General features: G+C 63.1%; 15 protein-coding genes and 3 pseudogenes. 12 read left to right on the top strand and 6 right to left on the bottom strand.

The window, feature by feature from the left end:
* Window positions 1–68 precede the first annotated feature (68 nt).
* Genes M3A49_RS30650 through M3A49_RS30635 form a run of 4 tightly spaced genes read left to right on the top strand, consistent with a single transcriptional unit; the run spans window position 69 to window position 4,312 of the window.
* A complete protein-coding gene (locus M3A49_RS30650; RefSeq protein WP_323183444.1) occupies window positions 69–1,607 on the top strand; it encodes a sugar ABC transporter ATP-binding protein in 1,539 nt (512 codons plus the stop codon).
* Window positions 1,604–2,608 (top strand): ABC transporter permease, encoded by a 1,005-nt coding sequence (locus M3A49_RS30645; RefSeq protein ID WP_266232321.1) that lies wholly within the window; start codon window positions 1,604–1,606, stop codon window positions 2,606–2,608. The genes M3A49_RS30650 and M3A49_RS30645 overlap by 4 nt, the downstream gene beginning before the upstream one ends.
* 58 nt (window positions 2,609–2,666) lie before the next feature.
* Window positions 2,667–3,695, top strand: a complete 1,029-nt coding sequence (locus M3A49_RS30640) for a dihydroxyacetone kinase subunit DhaK (RefSeq protein WP_266232320.1) — start codon at window positions 2,667–2,669, stop codon at window positions 3,693–3,695.
* The gene (locus M3A49_RS30635; protein WP_266232319.1) at window positions 3,692–4,312 is read left to right on the top strand and encodes a DAK2 domain-containing protein; all 621 of its coding nucleotides are present in this window, start codon (window positions 3,692–3,694) and stop codon (window positions 4,310–4,312) included. Before M3A49_RS30640 ends, M3A49_RS30635 begins: the two co-directional genes overlap by 4 nt.
* Window positions 4,313–4,322: 10 nt before the next feature.
* On the opposite strand, the gene chrA is transcribed toward M3A49_RS30635, so the two are convergent.
* Window positions 4,323–5,558, bottom strand: coding sequence for a chromate efflux transporter (gene chrA / locus M3A49_RS30630; RefSeq protein WP_266232317.1), 1,236 nt, complete (start codon window positions 5,556–5,558; stop codon window positions 4,323–4,325).
* 155 nt (window positions 5,559–5,713) lie between these two features.
* Between chrA and M3A49_RS30625 the strand changes: the two genes are divergently transcribed.
* A complete protein-coding gene (locus M3A49_RS30625; protein WP_266232316.1) occupies window positions 5,714–6,367 on the top strand; it encodes a hypothetical protein in 654 nt (217 codons plus the stop codon).
* A 175-nt stretch (window positions 6,368–6,542) separates the two neighbouring features.
* Window positions 6,543–7,019, top strand: a complete 477-nt coding sequence (bfr, locus tag M3A49_RS30620; RefSeq protein WP_254354672.1) for a bacterioferritin — start codon at window positions 6,543–6,545, stop codon at window positions 7,017–7,019.
* A gap of 67 nt (window positions 7,020–7,086) precedes the next feature.
* Here bfr and M3A49_RS30615 read toward each other — a convergent pair whose 3' ends face one another.
* Window positions 7,087–7,272, bottom strand: a complete 186-nt coding sequence (locus M3A49_RS30615) for a hypothetical protein (protein WP_266232315.1) — start codon at window positions 7,270–7,272, stop codon at window positions 7,087–7,089.
* Window positions 7,273–7,347: 75 nt separating this feature from the next.
* Between M3A49_RS30615 and M3A49_RS30610 the strand changes: the two genes are divergently transcribed.
* The 4 genes from M3A49_RS30610 (at window position 7,348) to M3A49_RS30595 (ending at window position 12,097) form a co-directional block, all read left to right on the top strand.
* The gene (locus M3A49_RS30610; protein WP_266232314.1) at window positions 7,348–7,680 is read left to right on the top strand and encodes a hypothetical protein; all 333 of its coding nucleotides are present in this window, start codon (window positions 7,348–7,350) and stop codon (window positions 7,678–7,680) included.
* A 98-nt stretch (window positions 7,681–7,778) separates the two neighbouring features.
* Entirely contained in the window at window positions 7,779–7,961 is a 183-nt protein-coding gene (locus M3A49_RS30605) for a hypothetical protein (RefSeq protein ID WP_266232313.1), read from the top strand.
* Between the two features lie 249 nt (window positions 7,962–8,210).
* Window positions 8,211–9,956 (top strand): methyl-accepting chemotaxis protein, encoded by a 1,746-nt coding sequence (locus tag M3A49_RS30600; protein ID WP_266232312.1) that lies wholly within the window; start codon window positions 8,211–8,213, stop codon window positions 9,954–9,956.
* A 392-nt stretch (window positions 9,957–10,348) separates the two neighbouring features.
* Window positions 10,349–12,097, top strand: coding sequence for a thiamine pyrophosphate-binding protein (locus tag M3A49_RS30595; RefSeq protein WP_266232310.1), 1,749 nt, complete (start codon window positions 10,349–10,351; stop codon window positions 12,095–12,097).
* A gap of 119 nt (window positions 12,098–12,216) precedes the next feature.
* Here M3A49_RS30595 and M3A49_RS30590 read toward each other — a convergent pair.
* Together M3A49_RS30590 and M3A49_RS30585 are read right to left on the bottom strand one after the other, a co-directional pair.
* A pseudogene (locus tag M3A49_RS30590) lies at window positions 12,217–12,336 on the bottom strand (site-specific integrase); the annotation flags it as partial.
* 318 nt (window positions 12,337–12,654) lie between these two features.
* Window positions 12,655–13,275, bottom strand: coding sequence for an FMN-dependent NADH-azoreductase (locus M3A49_RS30585; protein WP_266232308.1), 621 nt, complete (start codon window positions 13,273–13,275; stop codon window positions 12,655–12,657).
* A 109-nt stretch (window positions 13,276–13,384) separates the two neighbouring features.
* On the opposite strand from M3A49_RS30585, the gene M3A49_RS30580 reads away from it, so the two are divergent.
* Entirely contained in the window at window positions 13,385–13,819 is a 435-nt protein-coding gene (locus tag M3A49_RS30580) for a winged helix-turn-helix transcriptional regulator (RefSeq protein WP_028203666.1), read from the top strand.
* Window positions 13,820–13,964: 145 nt separating this feature from the next.
* Here the strand turns inward: M3A49_RS30580 and M3A49_RS30575 are convergent.
* A pseudogene (locus tag M3A49_RS30575) lies at window positions 13,965–14,371 on the bottom strand (nuclear transport factor 2 family protein).
* Between the two features lie 75 nt (window positions 14,372–14,446).
* Here M3A49_RS30575 and M3A49_RS30570 point away from each other — a divergent pair.
* Window positions 14,447–14,755, top strand: a pseudogene (locus tag M3A49_RS30570) (LysR family transcriptional regulator); the annotation flags it as partial.
* Between the two features lie 233 nt (window positions 14,756–14,988).
* Here the strand turns inward: M3A49_RS30570 and M3A49_RS30565 are convergent.
* Window positions 14,989–16,695: a site-specific integrase gene (locus M3A49_RS30565; RefSeq protein WP_266232307.1), complete on the bottom strand. Its 1,707-nt coding sequence runs from the start codon at window positions 16,693–16,695 to the stop codon at window positions 14,989–14,991.
* Between the last annotated feature and the right edge of the window lie 257 nt (window positions 16,696–16,952).

Genomic DNA, 16,952 nt, shown 5'->3' with positions numbered 1-16,952 from the left:
CGCCGGCCGCGCGCGACGCGTGCGCCGGCGCCCGGGATGAACGGATGAAACGCGAATCAGGTTCCGCAATGGACGTATCGCAGCAGGAGTACACCAGCGCGGGCGGCAGGACAGGCGCGCCGCCGCTGTTGCGCATGAGCGGCATCGTCAAGAGCTTTCCCGGCGTGAAGGCGCTGCGCGGCGTGAGCCTCGAGCTGCATGCGGGGCACGTGATGGCGATCGTCGGCGAGAATGGCGCGGGCAAGTCGTCGCTCATCAAGACGCTATCCGGGGCTTACGAGCCGGACGAAGGCACGATCGAGATCGACGGCGTACGCCTCGCGCGCGGGACCCAGGCCGCGATCGACGCGGGCGTGGCCGTGATCTATCAGGAGCTTTCGCTCGTCAACGACATGACGGTGGCCGAAAACCTCTTTCTTGGCCGCATGCCGCGGCGCTATGGCCTCGTCGATCATCGCAGCGCCAACGCGATGGCGCACGAGGCGCTGGGCCAGGTCGGGCTGGAAGGGGTGCCGCCTGCCATGCGCCTGGGCGATCTGCCGCTCAACAAACGCCAGCTCGTGGAGGTCGCCAAGGCGCTCGCGCGCGACGCCCGCATTCTCGTGATGGACGAGCCCACGGCCGCGCTCCAGCATCATGACATCGAGCATCTCTACGCCGTCGTGCGGCGACTGCGTGCGGCGGGCATGGGCATCATCTTCATTTCGCACCATCTCGAAGAGGTGTTCGAACTGGCCGATTCTGCCGTGGTGATGCGCGACGGCGCAACGGTCGGCGCGCGGCCCATGTCTGAATGGAACGAACCGGCGCTCGTGCAGGCGATGGTCGCGCGCAATCTCGACTCGTTCTATCCGTGGGAGGCGCGGCCTTATGGCGACGTCGTGCTGGAAGCGCACAACGTGGCGAGCGCGCCCGTGCTGCGCGACGCGAGCTTCGGCATTCGCGCGGGCGAGATCGTGGGCATTGGCGGCATCGCGGGCGCGGGGCGCACCGAGCTTCTGAAGACGCTTTGCGGCGCGCTGCCGCTCACCGGCGGCGAACTGCGGCTGCGCGGGCGCAGGCTCGCGCTGCGCTCGCCCGCGCAAGGCATGCGCGCGGGCATTGTCTACACCGCTGAGGACCGCAAGCTCGAAGGGCTCGTGCTCGACGCGAGCATCGAAGAGAACGTCGCGCTTTCGAGCTTGCGGGCGCTGGTGCGCGGCGGCTTCGTGAGCGCGGCGAGAAAGCGCCGGCTCGCGCGCGAGGCGGTCGAGCGCTTCGCGGTGCGCGCGCCTTCGGTCACGTCGCTCACCGGCAATCTTTCGGGCGGCAATCAGCAGAAGGTGATTCTCGGGCGCGCGAGCGCGACCTCGCCGGCCGTGATCCTGCTCGACGAGCCCACGCGCGGCATCGACGTCGGCGCGAAGACTGAGATCTATGCCCATATCGTCGCGATGGCGCGCGCGGGTGCAGCCGTCGTACTCGTGAGCTCCGAACTGCCCGAACTGCTCGGCATGTCGGACCGCGTGCTCGTGATGTATCGCGGCAGCATCGTCGGCGAAGTCGCGCGCGAGCACGCCAGCTCGGAGACGATCATTCAATGGGCTACCACCGGAGTTGCAGCATGACGTCCACCACGGTTCGACCGCGTGAAGAAACGCCAACCCTGCAACAGCGCGTACTGCGCCAGCTGCGCAGCGGCCTCGGGCCGCTCATTGCGGCGCTCGTGCTGATCTGTGTCGCGCTCTCGCTGGCGTCGCCCGAATTTCTCACCACGAGCACGCTCACCAACATCATGGTGCAGGTGTCCGTGGTCGGCATCGCGGCAGTGGGCGGCACGTTCGTGATTATCACGTCGGGCATCGACCTTTCGGTGGGCTCGCTCGTCGCGCTGAGCGGCATGGTGGCCGCGACCGTCATGGCCGGCGCAAGCCCGGACGCAGTCGGGCTCGGCGTGGCGGGGCTCGTCATTGCGCTCGTCACCGGCGCGGCAGTGGGCGCGTTCAACGGCTTCGGGATTGCGTGGCTGCGACTCGTGCCGTTCATCGTCACGCTCGCGATGATGGCGATGGGGCGCGGCCTCACGCTCGCGATTTCGGACGGGCGCACGAAATTCGACTTTCCCACCGTGTTTACCGCGTTCGGCGCGAAGACGTTTGCGGGCCTGCCCGCGCCGATGCTCGTGATGCTGACCGTATTCGTCATTGGCCACGTATTGCTGCGCAAGACCGAATTTGGGCACCAGGTGTTCGCCGTGGGCGGCAACAAGGAAGCGGCGCGGCTCGCGGGCATTCCGGTGAGCCGCGTAATCTTTCTCACCTACATGTTCGCGGGCGTGACCGCGGCCATTGCGGGCATCGTCCTCGCGGGGCGGCTCAATTCGGCGCTGCCTTCCGCGGCCAACGGGCTGGAGCTGCAGGTGATCGCAGGCGTCGTGATCGGGGGCACCTCGCTCGCGGGCGGGCGCGGCTCGATCGTCGGCACTTTCATTGGCGTGGTGCTGATCGGCGTGATCAATGTCGGGCTCTCGCTGCTGGGCGTCAATCCGTTCTGGACGCAGTTCATCCAGGGCGGCGTGATTCTCGCGGCCGTTTTGCTCGACGCGCTGAGCCAACGGCGCAAGCTTTGAACGGAGAAGTCAACGTGAGCGGTGGTGCGAAGACCACCCATTACTGGAGACGCGACACGTGAAAAAGATCATTAATCATCCTGATCATTTTGTCGACGAGATGATCGACGCCTTGCTACTCGCCCATCCGGGCTGGCTCAAGCCGGTCACGGCCGACCGCCGCGCGCTCGTGCGCGCCGACGCGCCGAACGCGGGCAAGGTCGGCATCGTGACGGGCGGCGGCTCCGGGCACCTGCCGGGCTTTCTCGGCTACGTGGGCAAGGGGCTCGCGAGCGGCGTGGCGGTGGGCAACGTGTTTTCGTCGCCATCGTCGGAGCAGATCTACGAGGCCGCCAAGGCGGTGCACGGCGGCGCGGGCGTGCTCTACCTGTACGGCAACTACGGCGGCGACGTCTTCAACTTCGACCTCGCCGCGGACCTGGCCGACGCCGACGGCATCGAGACCCGCACCGTGCTCGTCGCTGACGATGTCGCTTCCGCGCCGTCCGAGCGGGCCTCGGATCGCCGCGGCGTGGCGGGCATGGTGTTCGGCTTCAAGTGTGCGGGCGCGGCAGCCGAACGCGGCGACACGCTCGACGACGTCGCGCGCATTGCCGCAAAGGCGAACGGCGCGACGCGCACGATGGGCGTGGGCCTTTCGCCGACGATCCTGCCGGCGGCAGGCAAGCCCACCTTCACGCTGCCCGATGGCGAGATGGAGATCGGCATCGGCATTCATGGCGAGCCGGGCACGCACCGCGGCAAGCTGGAGAGCGCGGATGCCATCGCCGAGCGGCTTGCGGGCGCGATCCTCGGCGACTTGCAGGCCAAGGCGGGGGCGAGCGTGGCGCTGCTCGTCAACGGACTCGGCGCGACGCCGCTCGAAGAACTGTATCTGCTGTACCGGCGCGCCGCGCAGGCCGTTGCCGCCGCCGGACTGCGCGTGGCGCGCGCCTATGTGGGCGAGTACGTGACGAGCCTCGAAATGGCGGGCGCTTCGATTTCCGTGATGCAACTCGACGACGAACTCGACACGCTGCTCGACGCGCCGGTGCGCTCGCCGTTCTGGCGCGAAGGATGGCGCGTGGACGAGGGAGGTGCGCGATGAGTCTTTCCGTAAGCGAAGTAAGAGCGCGGCTCATCGGCGCGTTGAATGCGATGCCTGCCAGCGCGGAGGAACTGCGCGAGCTCGACGCCGCGCTCGGCGACGGCGACCTGGGCGTGACCGTGAAGGCAGGCTCGCTCGCGGCAGCCGATGCCATCGCGAAGCTGCCGCCCGACGCCGCGCTGGGCGACGTGCTGAACGCTACGGGCAAGGCGTTTTCGACGGCGAACCCTTCGACGTTCGGCGCGCTCGTGGGCGGCGGGCTGCTCGCCGCGGCGAAGACCGTGGTGGGCAGCCACGTTGCGGGCCGGGCCGAAGCGCTCGCCATGGGGCGCGCCGTGGCCGCGCGCATAGCCGAGCGGGGCAAATCGCAGCTCGGCGACAAGACGGTGCTCGATGCACTCGTGCCGAGCCTCGATACGCTCGAAGCGTTCGAATCAGGCGTCGACGAGCGCGCGCTTCTCGACGCGATGATCGACACGGCGCAGCGACAGGTGCGCGCCACGGCCGCGTTGCAGTCGAAGAAAGGGCGCGCGGCCTGGGTGCAGGAACGCAGTATCGGTCACGCCGATCCTGGCGCGACGGCGTGGCTCAGGTTTCTTCAAGCCTGGCGAGGGTGAGTTTCGCCACTCAGCGAAAAAGCATCTCGGCCACGCCGGCCGCCGCCGAAACCACGACGACAACGAGCGGCGGCACTTTCCAGCGCGTGAGCAAAAAGAAGCCGATGGTCGCGACCGCAAAGTCGAACCGTGACTGGACGGCGCTCGTCCACACCGGCGAATAGAGCGCCATGGCGAGCAGTCCGACCACGGCAGCATTTACGCCCGCCAGCATGGCCGCCATGGAGGGATGGGCGCGAAGCGCTTGCCAGTAGGGCAGCGCGGCGAGCACGAGAAGCAGGCCCGGTAAAAAGATGCCCGCCAGCGCCACGAAGGCACCCAGCACATGACTGGACGGACCGCTCATGATCCATCCAAGGAAAGCGGCGAACGTGAAGAGCGGGCCGGGCACGGCCTGGGCGGCTCCGTAGCCCGCAAGAAAGTCGTTCGGCGAGACCCAGCCCGTCGCCACGGTCTCACGCTGCAGCAACGGCAGCACCACGTGACCGCCGCCGAACACGAGGGCGCCCGAGCGGTAGAAGGCGTCGAACACGCGGACGGTATGCGTCGTGTCGAACGCGGCAAGCGCCGGAAGCCCGAAAAGGAGGCCGCAAAAGAGGGCGAGCGCGAACAGACCGGCGGTGCGCGACACGCGAAACTCCTGCGTATGCTGACGCGTACCGGCGATGGTTCCCGCCGTCGTGGACCGGCACAGCACGATACCGAGCGCCGCGCCCAGCACGATGACGATCAACTGTGCATACGCCGTCGTCATGACCGCGAGAAGCACGACCGCAACGAGTGCAATGCCGGCGCGGCGGTGCTCGGGGCACAGGCGGCGCGCCATGTCCCATACGGCTTGCGCGACGACGGCAACGGCGACGAGTTTCAGTCCGTGAATCAGCCCGCTGCCCACGGGCCCGCCGAGTTCAGGCGCGATAATGGCAAAGGCGATCAATAGCGCGACGGATGGCAACGTGAAGCCGCACCAGGCTGCGAGCCCGCCTGGCCAGCCGGCGCGCAGCAGACCGATCGAGAAACCGGTCTGACTACTGGCGGGGCCCGGGAGAAACTGGCAGAGACCGACCAGATCCGTGAAGGTTTCGTCGTCGAGCCAGCGGCGCCGCTCGACGAACTCGCGGCGGAAGTAGCCGATATGGGCAATGGGACCGCCAAAGGACGTCAGGCCCAACTTCAGAAAGACTCGCAGGACTTCGAACACGGAGCCCGCACGGTCCGGCTCTGACGTCGACATATCTGTTTCCATGGAAATTCAGTCGTAAGGAATACGTATGGAACTCGATGCTGCCGCGATCATACCCGATCCGCCGGCACGCTCGCAGGCCGGGAAGCTTTCAGGGGCCGCGAGAGTCCAGCGCGCGCCAGCGAGCATGCGCCGGTGCGCAGGGCTCGGAGATTTCGATGAACACGCAAGCGTGCGAAGAGGTTTATCGACGGCGGGACCTGCCGGTGTGTCTCGGCGTGCGCTTCCTTTCGGAAGCGTCGACGCTTGCGTTGTCCGTCGTGGTTGGATGGACCGTCTACAAGGTTTTGCAGACGCCGCTCACGCTCGGCATCGTCGGCATCGTGGAGTTCATCCCGGCTATGTTGATGACGCTGCCCGTCGGGGAGCTTTGCGATCGCTTGTCGCCGTGCCCGCTCGTTGTTGCCGGCCTCGCGCTTCAAGGTTTCTGCGCGCTTGCATTCTTCGCGTTGTCCACGCTGCATATGAAAGGGCTTGGGTTCTTCTACGGCGTGGCGCGCTCGGCGTGGGTGTCGTGGCTGGCCCTCGCCTTGGTGGGCGCAAGCGACATGGTCAGCGTCAACATCCGCACCTCTCTGATTCAGCTTGCGACGCTCGATGTGATGCGCGGGCGCGTGTCGGCGGCCAACGCACTGTTCATTAGTGCATCGAGCGAACTGGGCGCCATCGAGTCCGGCGCGGCCGCCGCGTGGCTTGGAACGGTTGCGGCCGTGGCGCTTGGCGGAATCGGAACGATCGTCGCCGCAGTGGTGTGGATGATCGTGTTTCCCGCCATCAGGCAAGCGGATCGTGTCGACATCGGGCTGGGTTGATCCGGTTGTTCGCAAACAACGCACGGCCAATGGGCGGGTTAAAGCGTCATTCCTCTGCGTAAACCGAGCGGATAGCACACGGAATTCTTCTTATTGATGCTCTCGTTCGTGCGCTGCCCGCGTCCAATGTCTATGCTCGTTGAAATTGTCCCGACACAGCGCCCCGGAGGGAGTCATGCAAGCAGATCCGAAAGTTATCGAATATCTCAATGCGGAACTGAAGAACGAGCTGACGGCGATTAACCAGTATTTTCTGCACGCGCGGCTTTACGGACACTGGGGTCTCGCAGGACTCGGCAAACATGAATACGACGAGTCGATCGAGGAGATGAAGCATGCCGACAAACTGATCGAGCGGATTCTGATGCTCGACGGCCTGCCCAATCTGCAGGACCTTAGCAAACTTCTGATCGGCGAGGACGTTCGCGAAGTGCTCGAATGCGACCTCAAGCTCGAACGCACTGCGCAGGCACAGTGCAAGGAAGCCATTGCGTACTGCGAATCGGTTCGGGACTTCGTGTCGAGGGAAATATTCGTCGAGATCCTGGACGACACCGAGGATCACATCGACTGGCTGGAAATCCAGCTCGGGTTGGTCGACAAGATCGGCCTTGAAAACTATCAGCAATCGGCGATGGGCTCGGCCAGCTGATACGCGTGGATGCCACTTGCGGGGCACCCACGCACCCCTGCTTCAGGGAGCCAGTGGTCGGCAACGTTTAGTCGTTGTACTTCCAGATGTTGTAGTAGCTCCCGCCTTCGGCTCCCCAATTGAGTTGCACGAGACGCGAAACTCCCGTTGTGAGCGCCGGGAACGAGCACGCGCTGGTACAAGTCTGCACACCGTTTTGCGCGAGGCCGGCCGTCACCGCTTCCGAATACTGACCGTTCTGTGCCGTCGGCACACCCGTCCACCAGCCGTCCACCTCAGCCGGAGTACTCGCGCTCGTGTCCGTCCCTGCCTGAATCTGGATACCAGCGTGACGTTCGCACCCGCGAGCGCGTCGCCGACCGCTACGGTGCCGCCGATGCTCGAAGGAGTGGTCGTTGAGGTGGAGGTTGCCGACTGGCTGCTGCCACCGCCACCGCACGCCGCGAGAGATGACAGTGAAATGGCGCTGGCCAGAAGCGTGAGTTCCGATTTGAAACGCTGCGGGTTCGCCCGCTTATTGTGTTTCATTATTTCCCCGTTGGAGGTGTATGTGGTTCTTTTAGAGAAACGAGCACCGGGAATGCCGCTAAGACCATGGAAAAGCGCCTTAAAAATAAATATTGCGGCAATTGGATATGCAGATAATCTTTGTAAGAAATGACAATGGCGACAGAAAATTACGACTGAATTCTCGCAATCAAGCCGCTGTCGCAAGCTTTTTTCAGTGTTGCCACCGTTCGTTTTGCCGGACATTGGACCATGTCGCGCCAGGAAATAATGAAAGATTTGTGTAATGAAATCGATGGCAAGTCTATGACAGCTGTGTTACTGGAAACGCTTTCGGATTCCCAGGATGCGCCTGTGAGAAGGCACGAGAAATTCCTGCATCTCGCAGCTGCATTGGGCCGCGCGCACGGTTCCAATGGCCTTGCATCGATGTAAAAAAATCTCGCCGGCAGATGAACAATTTGTATGAAGAAATAAATAATGCCGCCGATAACCAGATATGTACCGTGCTGTTTCCGGTGTTGGCGTGGCAGTGCACCGGTGCCAGGCGTCACACGCGCCACGAGTTTGCGCTTGTTTGTTTAGTCGAAACACGGTTGCTGGACTATTCGGGTTGATAGCGCGTCAACCTGTGCACGAACCCGCTTATGCATTCTGGTTCTTTCATCCTCACCAAAGTGAACTATGAATATTGGCAACATGAAACTCGGCGCCAAACTGATCGGCGCTTTCATCCTGGTTTCGGCCATCAGCGCTGCCGTCAGCGGGATCGGTCTGCACAATATGGCGCAAATCAGCGCAAATGCGGACAAGACGTATCGACAGGATCTTGTTGGACTGAATCTGATCCAGCAGGCAAATGCGGACGTACTACGAGTCGGAACCTATCTACGCAATGCGGTTCTGGCCACAACGGCCGAGCAGCGGGCTGGCTCGCTGGACCAGGCTGACAAGGCACTGGCCCAGGCGCGCGATCACCTCAACCAGGCAGAGCCTCTTGTCTATACCGACAAGGGGAAGGCGACCTTCGCCGAGCTTGACCAGGGCTGGCAGGACTACATCCAGGCCTTCAACGAAATGAAAGGCAAGATCAATTCCGCCGCGTTACAGGATCGGGATGGCCTGACTGAATACATGCTGGGTGAGTATCACACGAAGGGTTTCAGGACGCTCGTCCTGATGGGCAATCTGGTTACCCTGAAGCAGGGCGACGCGCAAAGGACGGCGGAATCCAACGACGCCGTGTATGGCGAAGGCCGCAATCTGATGCTTGTCCTCGTGGCGATGTCCGTCTCGATCGGCCTCGGTATCGGCATCTGGATGATGCGTAGCGTAACCCGGCAACTGGGTACGGAGCCTGCGACCGCCGCCGCCGTGGCCAGAAGCGTGGCGGCGGGTGACCTGAACGTGAGTATTGACCTGCGCGCCGGTGACACAAACAGCCTCATGGCATCGCTGAAGTCCATGTGCGAGGCCCTGATGCGGGTCGTGTCGGACGTGCGCGAAAACGCTGAGGGTGTCGCGACTGCGAGCGCGCAGATCGCACAAGGCAACCTCGATCTATCGAGCCGCACCGAGGAGCAGGCCGCGTCGCTCGAAGAAACCGCGTCGAGCATGGAGCAACTGACCGCAGCGGTCCGCCACAACACGGACAATGCAACGCAGGCTGCCACGCTCGCGGGTGCAGCCTCCGGCGTGGCGCAGCGCGGCGGCGAAGTCGTTGGTCGCGTCGTCGAGACGATGCGCGACATCTCCACGAGTTCGACCCGAATGTCCGAGATTATCGGCGTCATCGAGGGCATCGCCTTTCAGACCAACATCCTCGCACTGAATGCAGCAGTCGAGGCGGCTCGCGCAGGAGAACAGGGGCGCGGCTTCGCCGTCGTTGCGGGTGAAGTCCGCACGCTCGCGCAGCGCAGTGCGACTGCCGCGAAGGAGATCAAGGAGTTGATCTCCGACTCCATCAACAGGGTCGAAACAGGCTCGAGGCTTGTCGAAGAAGCAGGCGGCGCAATCAAGGAAGTCGTGCAATCGGTGAAGCGCGTGACGGACGTCGTGGGCGAAATCTCGTCGGCATCGAGCGAGCAAAGCACTGGTATCGAGCAGGTGAATCAGGCGGTCAACCAGATGGACCAGGTCACGCAGCAGAACGCCGCGCTCGTGGAAGAGGCATCGGCGGCCGCGCAGACGATGGCACAGCAGGCGGAGAGCCTGCGTAAAGCCGTGGCCTTCTTCAGGTTCAATGGCAACGAAGCGACTTCATCGCTGGCGACGAAGCGGGAGAAGGCCCCGCAAACCGTCGGCCGGAACCGCCTCACGTCCTCTCCTGCAACAACGACAAAGGCCGCGGTGATGCCAGAGCCGTCCGGGGGCGGGAGTAAGGTTCTGGCTGCCACCGCTGCCGGCACATCGGACTGGCAGACGTTCTGAACCGGACCGCAAGGTTTGGGCGGCGATTCAGAAAGAGCGCAGGCAGGTCGAGATCGAGTGGACGCAGAACCACGATGACGCTCGCCGTATGATCATCGACGGCCAGCGGAAACGGTATCAGCCGCGCAGACAGCGCGTGCGAGTGACGCCGCAGCCGGCGACGAGGAACGCCCTGGATGGAGACACGCGGGCCCGTTACGAGCGGGCCCGGGGAAGTAGCGCGAGACGCGACTGCAGCGGAAAGTGCAGCGCGTCAAAGGCCATCCTGCTGTCTCCCGGCACCGGTTGTCGCCGGCTTCGGTGCGTTTCATGCCCGAAGGCCGCGCATCACCCCGGGATGGAGAGCGGCAGGATTCGATTGTTGATTTCCGCCCGGATCGTAACCAAAGACCATGAGATCTTCCGCTCCGCTCAACGTTTCGAAGATGGTTGTGAAGTCGCTGGAGTCCGCAGGAATCGACCACGTATTCCTGGTTCCCGGAAAGCTGATTTACCCGCTGCTGGATGCAATTGACGAGTCGCCTTCCATTCGCGGCATCGTTGGCGCTCATGAGACGGGCAGCGCTTTCATGGCCGATGGCTATGCGCGCGCCAGCCGCAAATTCGGCGTTTGCGCAGGAATTTCCGGTCCCGGCACGATGAACTTCGTGCCCGGCATGGCCGCAGCTCACGCAGACCGGATTCCGATGCTCTATATTGCAGGAGGCATCTCATCGAGTGCGGAGGGTAAAGGGGCCTTCCAGGATGCGACTTCAGGTGGCATTTTTGAAAGTGGCGTGGTCAAAGGCTTAATGACGAACGTCGTCGAGCTGAAGAACAAGGAAAATGTTCAGGCGGAGCTGCGTCGTGCGACGGACGGGCTGAACTGGATGCGTCGGGCGCGGTCATTCATCAGTATTCCTGTTGATGTTCAAAAGCAGGACGTTCCTCCCGGTCCGCAGGTAGCACGGCAACCCTACGCCCAGCACGAATTCAATATGGGCGAAGCGCCCCCCAACCGTACCGCACTGGACGCCCTGTGCAGCCTGTATTTGCTCCGGTCTAAGAAAGTCGCGTTTTTGATTGGTAGTCGCGGGAATGACGCGGAGACCGCAAGCGCGCTTCTTGAGGTTGCCGAGAAATTTCACGTTCCTGTCGCGACGACGCTGGCAGGCAAGGGTGCGTTTCCCGAGGGACACAAACTCGCGCTGGGCATCTACGGGTTCTCAAGCCATTCGCGCGCCGCACGTGTGGTCAATTCGGACGAGCTTGACGCGCTCGTTGTATTTGGCAGCGATCTGAACCAGCGTGACAGCATGAACTGGAGCAGGAAGCTGACCGAGGGGAAGGATCTGCTTGTCTTCGATGACAGCTTTGATCACCCGCCGATGGGTCACATTGCCCAGCGAAGCATTTTCTCCGGGATTGGGGCCACCTTCCGGTTGCTCGCCAAGATGAACACGGGCACCCACGACGAGTTCCAGAAAGTGCTCGAAAGAAGAAGGGCATGGGTCACCGGGGTCAACCAGATTCCCCTGTACGACAGCCAGTTCGAGGACTTTGCCGCGCGGGCTTCCCGCGACATTGAATCGCTTTATCCTGGCGCTGTCATCAAGCGCCTGTGCCAACTGTTGCCCGGGGACAGCAACGTCGTGGTGGACTCCGGCGCCCATCGTATATTCATGGCCCACTACTGGCTTTCTTCGGGCATGGGCAACTACTTTTCGTCCAACGTACTCGCGCCGATGGGCTGGGCTATCGCAGCCGGAATCGGTGTCAAGCTTGCGGCCCCCGAACGCCCTTGCGTCGTAGTCACGGGCGACGGATGCATGATGATGCACGGAACGGAGATTCAGACGGCAGCTCGCTACGGCGTCAAAGTGATCTACGTCGTCCTCAACAACTCGGCTCACGGCGCAATTCACATCGACGCGCTGAGGGGCGGTCTGATTTCGGAGCAGTTCACCAGACTGCCCCGTCATAGCTGGACCGCGTTTGCATCGTCGCTTGGTGTGGCGGCACGCGTGGTTAACGGAATCGACGAGCTGGATGATGTTCTCGGTGAAGCAAGTCGATATGACGGCCCGTTCCTGATTGAAGTCATGACAGGAGTCTTTCCCGCGCCAAACCGGTACTATTCGGAAGCGCAAGCCTTGTCATGAACAACGGCCTTGATGTGTTTCGCGTTAGACCCGGCGCGTTCATGGACTGCGCGGCCGCTGACGCCTCTTCAGCGCATGCTCAACACGCAGTTCCTCGCTGGGCCGGATGTCGCTGAGCGCTACCTTGCCTTCGCAAATGCGGTGGCGATCTGCCGTGCGCGCTTGACCTCGTCGCTGTGCAGATAGATCGAGGCGGTCGAAACGCAAGCGTGCCGCAGGATGTCACGTACCGTGGTCCTCGAGCCAGAGACGCTTCCATGATGGTTACTCCAGAGGGTGGGAGGGGCGAGCGTCACCTCATGGCCGGCAACTACCCGATACACCTGCGCGGAATCGGTTCCCCGACATCCGATCACCGCCGTGACCGGCGTCTCTCTAGTCCTTTCCACCACTTCACGCCGAAACGACCCGGTCCGGCCGAGTCCGGTTGCAACTGCAACATTCCTGTTAGTAAATCCCAGTAAGTTTGAAAGGCCGCAGCAATCGTTCCTTCATTCAGGACGTCTAATGAGGTTCCAGCGCCAGAAGAGGGCGATCGTCTTTGTGCCGCAATGGAATCAGACAGCCTCCGACAGCAGCGATTGCACTGCCGCCTCGGCGTTGGCGATTGCCGTCTTTGCGGCTTCAGGTCCATAAGCCACGCCTTCCACGCGTAGATGCTCGACGTCAGTCAGCCCGATGAAGCCCAGAAGATGCTTCAGGTAGCCTGACTGGTAGTCCAGCGGTGCGTAGGGACCATCCGAGAAAACGCCGCCGGCGGCAGTGAACAAATAGACCTTCTTACCCGTCAGCAGGCCTTCTACGCCGCTGTTGTCGTACTTGAAGGTCACGCCAGGCCAGGTCACATAATCGAACCATGCTTTGAGTTGCGTGGGCGGTCCGAAATTGATCATGCCCGAGCCGATCACGACCGTGTCGGCGGCGGCCAGCTCGCCAATCAGGGCTTCTGCCACGCCGACAGCCTCTGCCTGCGCTGGGGTACGTGCGTCTGGTGCAAGCGTGCGGCCGACGACGTAGGCTTCATCGATATGGGCCAGCGGATCGGAATAGAGATCCCGAATGGTCAGTGTGCTGCCTGGGTGCTGCTCGCGGAGTCTTTGGGCGAACTCGCTGGCGAATCTCGTTGACAGGCTGTCGGCACCGCGAGGGCTCGAAGTGATCAGCAGGATGTGGCTCATGTTGGCTCCTTGGTATATAACAAGAACTAGGTAACTTTTCGGTTGTCGATTACCTAACCATACGCAGGATGGTATTGTTCCTGTCCTTGCTTCACAAGAAGGCACATGCATGTCACTGAGTCACACTGATCTCCCCTGGGAGATGCCCGAACCCGACGCCGGTGGCTGCAAGGCCACCCGTGAAATCCTCGATCGGATCGGCGACAAATGGAGCCTCTACATCATCGCTACGCTGGCCAGTGAGCCGCGGCGGTTCAATGAACTGAAGCGGAAAATAGACGGCATCTCGCAACGCATGCTGACGCTGACGTTACGTGGGCTTGAACGCGACGGGCTGGTTACCCGCACGATGTATGCGACGATTCCGCCGCGTGTCGACTACGCACTTACCGAAATGGGACGCACGCTGCTGGAGCCGGTAATGGCGTTGGTCAACTGGGCGAACAACAACCAGCCGGCCATTGCTGAAGCGCATCGACGCTTCGACGAAGAACCTGAACCGGATCGCTTCTCACCGCAGGGCGTCGTCTACCAGCGGCGCTGACAAGCAGAGGTCATATAACGCATCGTTAGCGATAGGGCCACGCGCAATCCGGGCACCTTCTGTCGACGAAGCTGGTTTCGCCAGGGGAGGTGATGAACGGCGCGTCGTCCAACTATTGCATCACGCGGCAAAGATCCCGTCGCTGCTACGCGTATTTGTCGCCTACCGTGTTGCGAATGGGATGCGTGTCGTAGACAGATGATCATCTGTTCGATGCGGCCGCTTTCGTCGAATTCCAATACATCGACACACTCGAATTTCACCGCGGAGCCGTCTTTCAGCCCCCAGTCGTAGACGAAATAACCGATCGCACGTCGCGCTCCCGTTGTGCTGACGCAGATGTCAATGGGGCTGATCCGGCTTTCGCCCGACGCGGCATTCACCTTTGCAAAGAAAGGCGCGGGGCGCATCCAGCCGAGAAAAGGCGAGGAATATCTGGGCGTCCGGCGTGAACAAGGCACAGATTGCAGCGACGTCGCCCCGCTCCAGTTCGCTCAGGTAGGTGCGAATCTGCCGCATGTATAGTGCTTCCAGTGATGAACCCACAATCATTCTCCGAACGTAAGTTGACAGGTCTGCCCGCACGAAGGAGCGAGGGTCTGACGCAGCCACGATAGCGACGCAGCAATGACCGAACAATCGAATAATTCGCAACCCGGGTATGCGGATCGTGCATATCCTCTGGCTGACCTCACGCGCGCTTTACCGCCACTGTCTGCATACCAGGCATTCGTCGCCGCGGCAGAACTTGGCAGCATCAGCAAGGCCGCTAACCACCTATGTCGAACGCAGGGGGCGGTGAGCCGTCAGGTTCAGCAACTGGAAGACCATTATCGATGTGCGCTGTTCGTGCGCCATGCGTCAGGGCTGACGCTGACAGCCGAGGGAAATGCTCTGCTGGCAGTGGCCATCGACCTGCTTACGCAACTGAGGCGGGGGCACTCGTCATGCCGTTCAGCGAGGTTGCGCAAAACGGATTGGGCTATTTCCTCGTCTATCCTTCGCAACGCGCCGCACAGACCAAGATTCGCGCACTCGCAGACGTCTTGACCCGGCTCGCGCAAGAAGACCCGACGACGCCGGCCCAATAAGCGGCTGCCAAGTCGCTTATTTCTGCTGACGCCGCCCGTCGCCATTACGACCTCGTGAGCCATCCGGTGCACGTGGATTCATTTCGCTTTGCCGAACGCGTCCGCGATCTGCCGTGCGCGCTTGACCTCGTCGCTGTGCAGATAGATCGAGGTGGTCGAGACAGAAGCGTGCCGCAGGTTGTCGCGCACCGTGGTGAGTTCCGCGCCGCGACCGAGCGCGTGCGTGGCGTGCGTGTGGCGCATCCAGTGCGGACTCGCGCGGCGCAGCTTCTCCGCAAGCGGCGCATGATCGGCCTCGATGGCTTTGGCGGCCAGCAGGAAGAAGCGCCGCAGCACCCCCCACAAACGCACGCTGCTGATCGCGGCGTCGCTGTCGGCCTCGAGACTGCCGATGACCGGAGTCGCCGGATTCCAGCGCACGGGCCCGACAGGCAAGTCGCGTTCGGCCAGATAATGCGCGAGCGCCTCCCACGCGAGCGGCGGCAAGGCAACGCGCGCAAGCTTCTTTCCCTTGCCCGTCACGCGCAGCCAGTGATCGCCGCGTGCATCCGTCTCGACGTGGCCGAGCGTGGCTCCAACCAGCTCGCTCGCGCGCAGGCCGGTCGCATAGCCGAAATCCAGCAGGAAGCGCAGCCGCTGTGCCGCCGGCGCTGACCAGCCGTACGACCACTCGAGGCCGTCTGCGATCGTGCGCACCAGCGCCCATTCCCCTTCGCTGAATGCGTGCGAGGTGTCGAGCGCCTGCGCACCGCTCGCGCCGCGCACTTTCACACCGGAAAACGGATTGGCGAGCACGTAGCGCTGCTCGATGAGCCAGCGGAACAGTGCGCCGAGGATCGACAGCGCATGCGCGACCGAGCGCGCCGAGAGGCTGCCATTGAACGGCCGCCAGTCCGGCGACGTGCGCGCCCGCACAGGGCCGACCCAGCGGCCGCGCGGGGCCGGATGGCGCAGGAACGCGCGGTAGGCGATGGCATCTTCGGTCGAGAGCGACGAGAGCGCGCGGCCACGCTCGACGATCGCCCAGAGGATCAGGCGTTCGGCTTCCTTCCGGTAGGTCCGCTGCGTAGCAGGCGACTCGTGCAGCGCAAGCCAGGTCTGGATGGCTTCATAGTCGTTCGATGCGTCCAGCGTGCAGGTCGCGCGCGGTGCGCGGAAGGTGCCTTCGGAGCCGTCGACTTCGTGCGGCAGCTTCAGGGACTCCCACGGTGCGATGTCGCCGCGCTGGCTCGCCACGATGAGCGCGCGCGCCTTTTCCGTGAGTGCCGGCCAGACCGCAAAGAACGCCTCGATCGCGCGGGCGCTCGCCACGCCGAGTCCCGGCACGGCTTTCCACCACTGGCGGCGGCGCGGGATACGCACGGTGAGATCGGCGAGTGTGGTAATGCCGTGCGCGTACAGCACCCGCACGGCGCGCGGCGTGAACCACTGTGCGATGTCGTCGGCGATCTGGGGTTCGGGAGGGCGCGCGGTGCGCAGGCTGTCGATCGCCTGCGCGACTGCCTTGGCGTGCCGCTCGCGTTCTTCCACCGGATGTTCGAACAGCGCCACCAGATCGTCGCGATGCGCCGCGCGCGCGAGGGCAACGAGCCTGCGCCGGATGCGCCCGAGCACGCCACGCGCCGACTTCCCGTCGCCGAGCGCCGAGGGTAGATAGCGCTCGACGGCGGGCCGCACGGCGAGGCCTGCATACCACGCGCGCAGCATGGCGAGTTCGTCCGCGTCGGGGAATCCGGGCGGCTCGGCGGAAGCGGGTGCGGGAAGGGGTGTGTGACGCGTTTTCATGTGACGAAGTTTAGCGTAGAAATAGTCTTCTTGTGATAAGAAGGATTATCTTTATAGCTGCAGGCGGTACGGATTTTCCGCTGAAACGAGAGATGCTCCCGCAGGAGCCGACCCACGTGCGCTGGCGCACCCTGGCGGCCGCCGAAGGCGAACGCCAGGAGAAGTTTCAACCCTCGTCACAGTGGCGCAGCCAGATATCACGATTTCTCGCGCCGCCTATACTCTGTCTGACCATCTTCACATTTCCTTCACGCTGA

It is taken from the genome of Paraburkholderia sp. CNPSo 3076 (genome assembly GCF_026343935.1).
Classification (GTDB): Bacteria; Pseudomonadota; Gammaproteobacteria; order Burkholderiales; family Burkholderiaceae; genus Paraburkholderia; species Paraburkholderia nodosa.
This window is presented reverse-complemented; position numbering and strand designations above follow the sequence as displayed.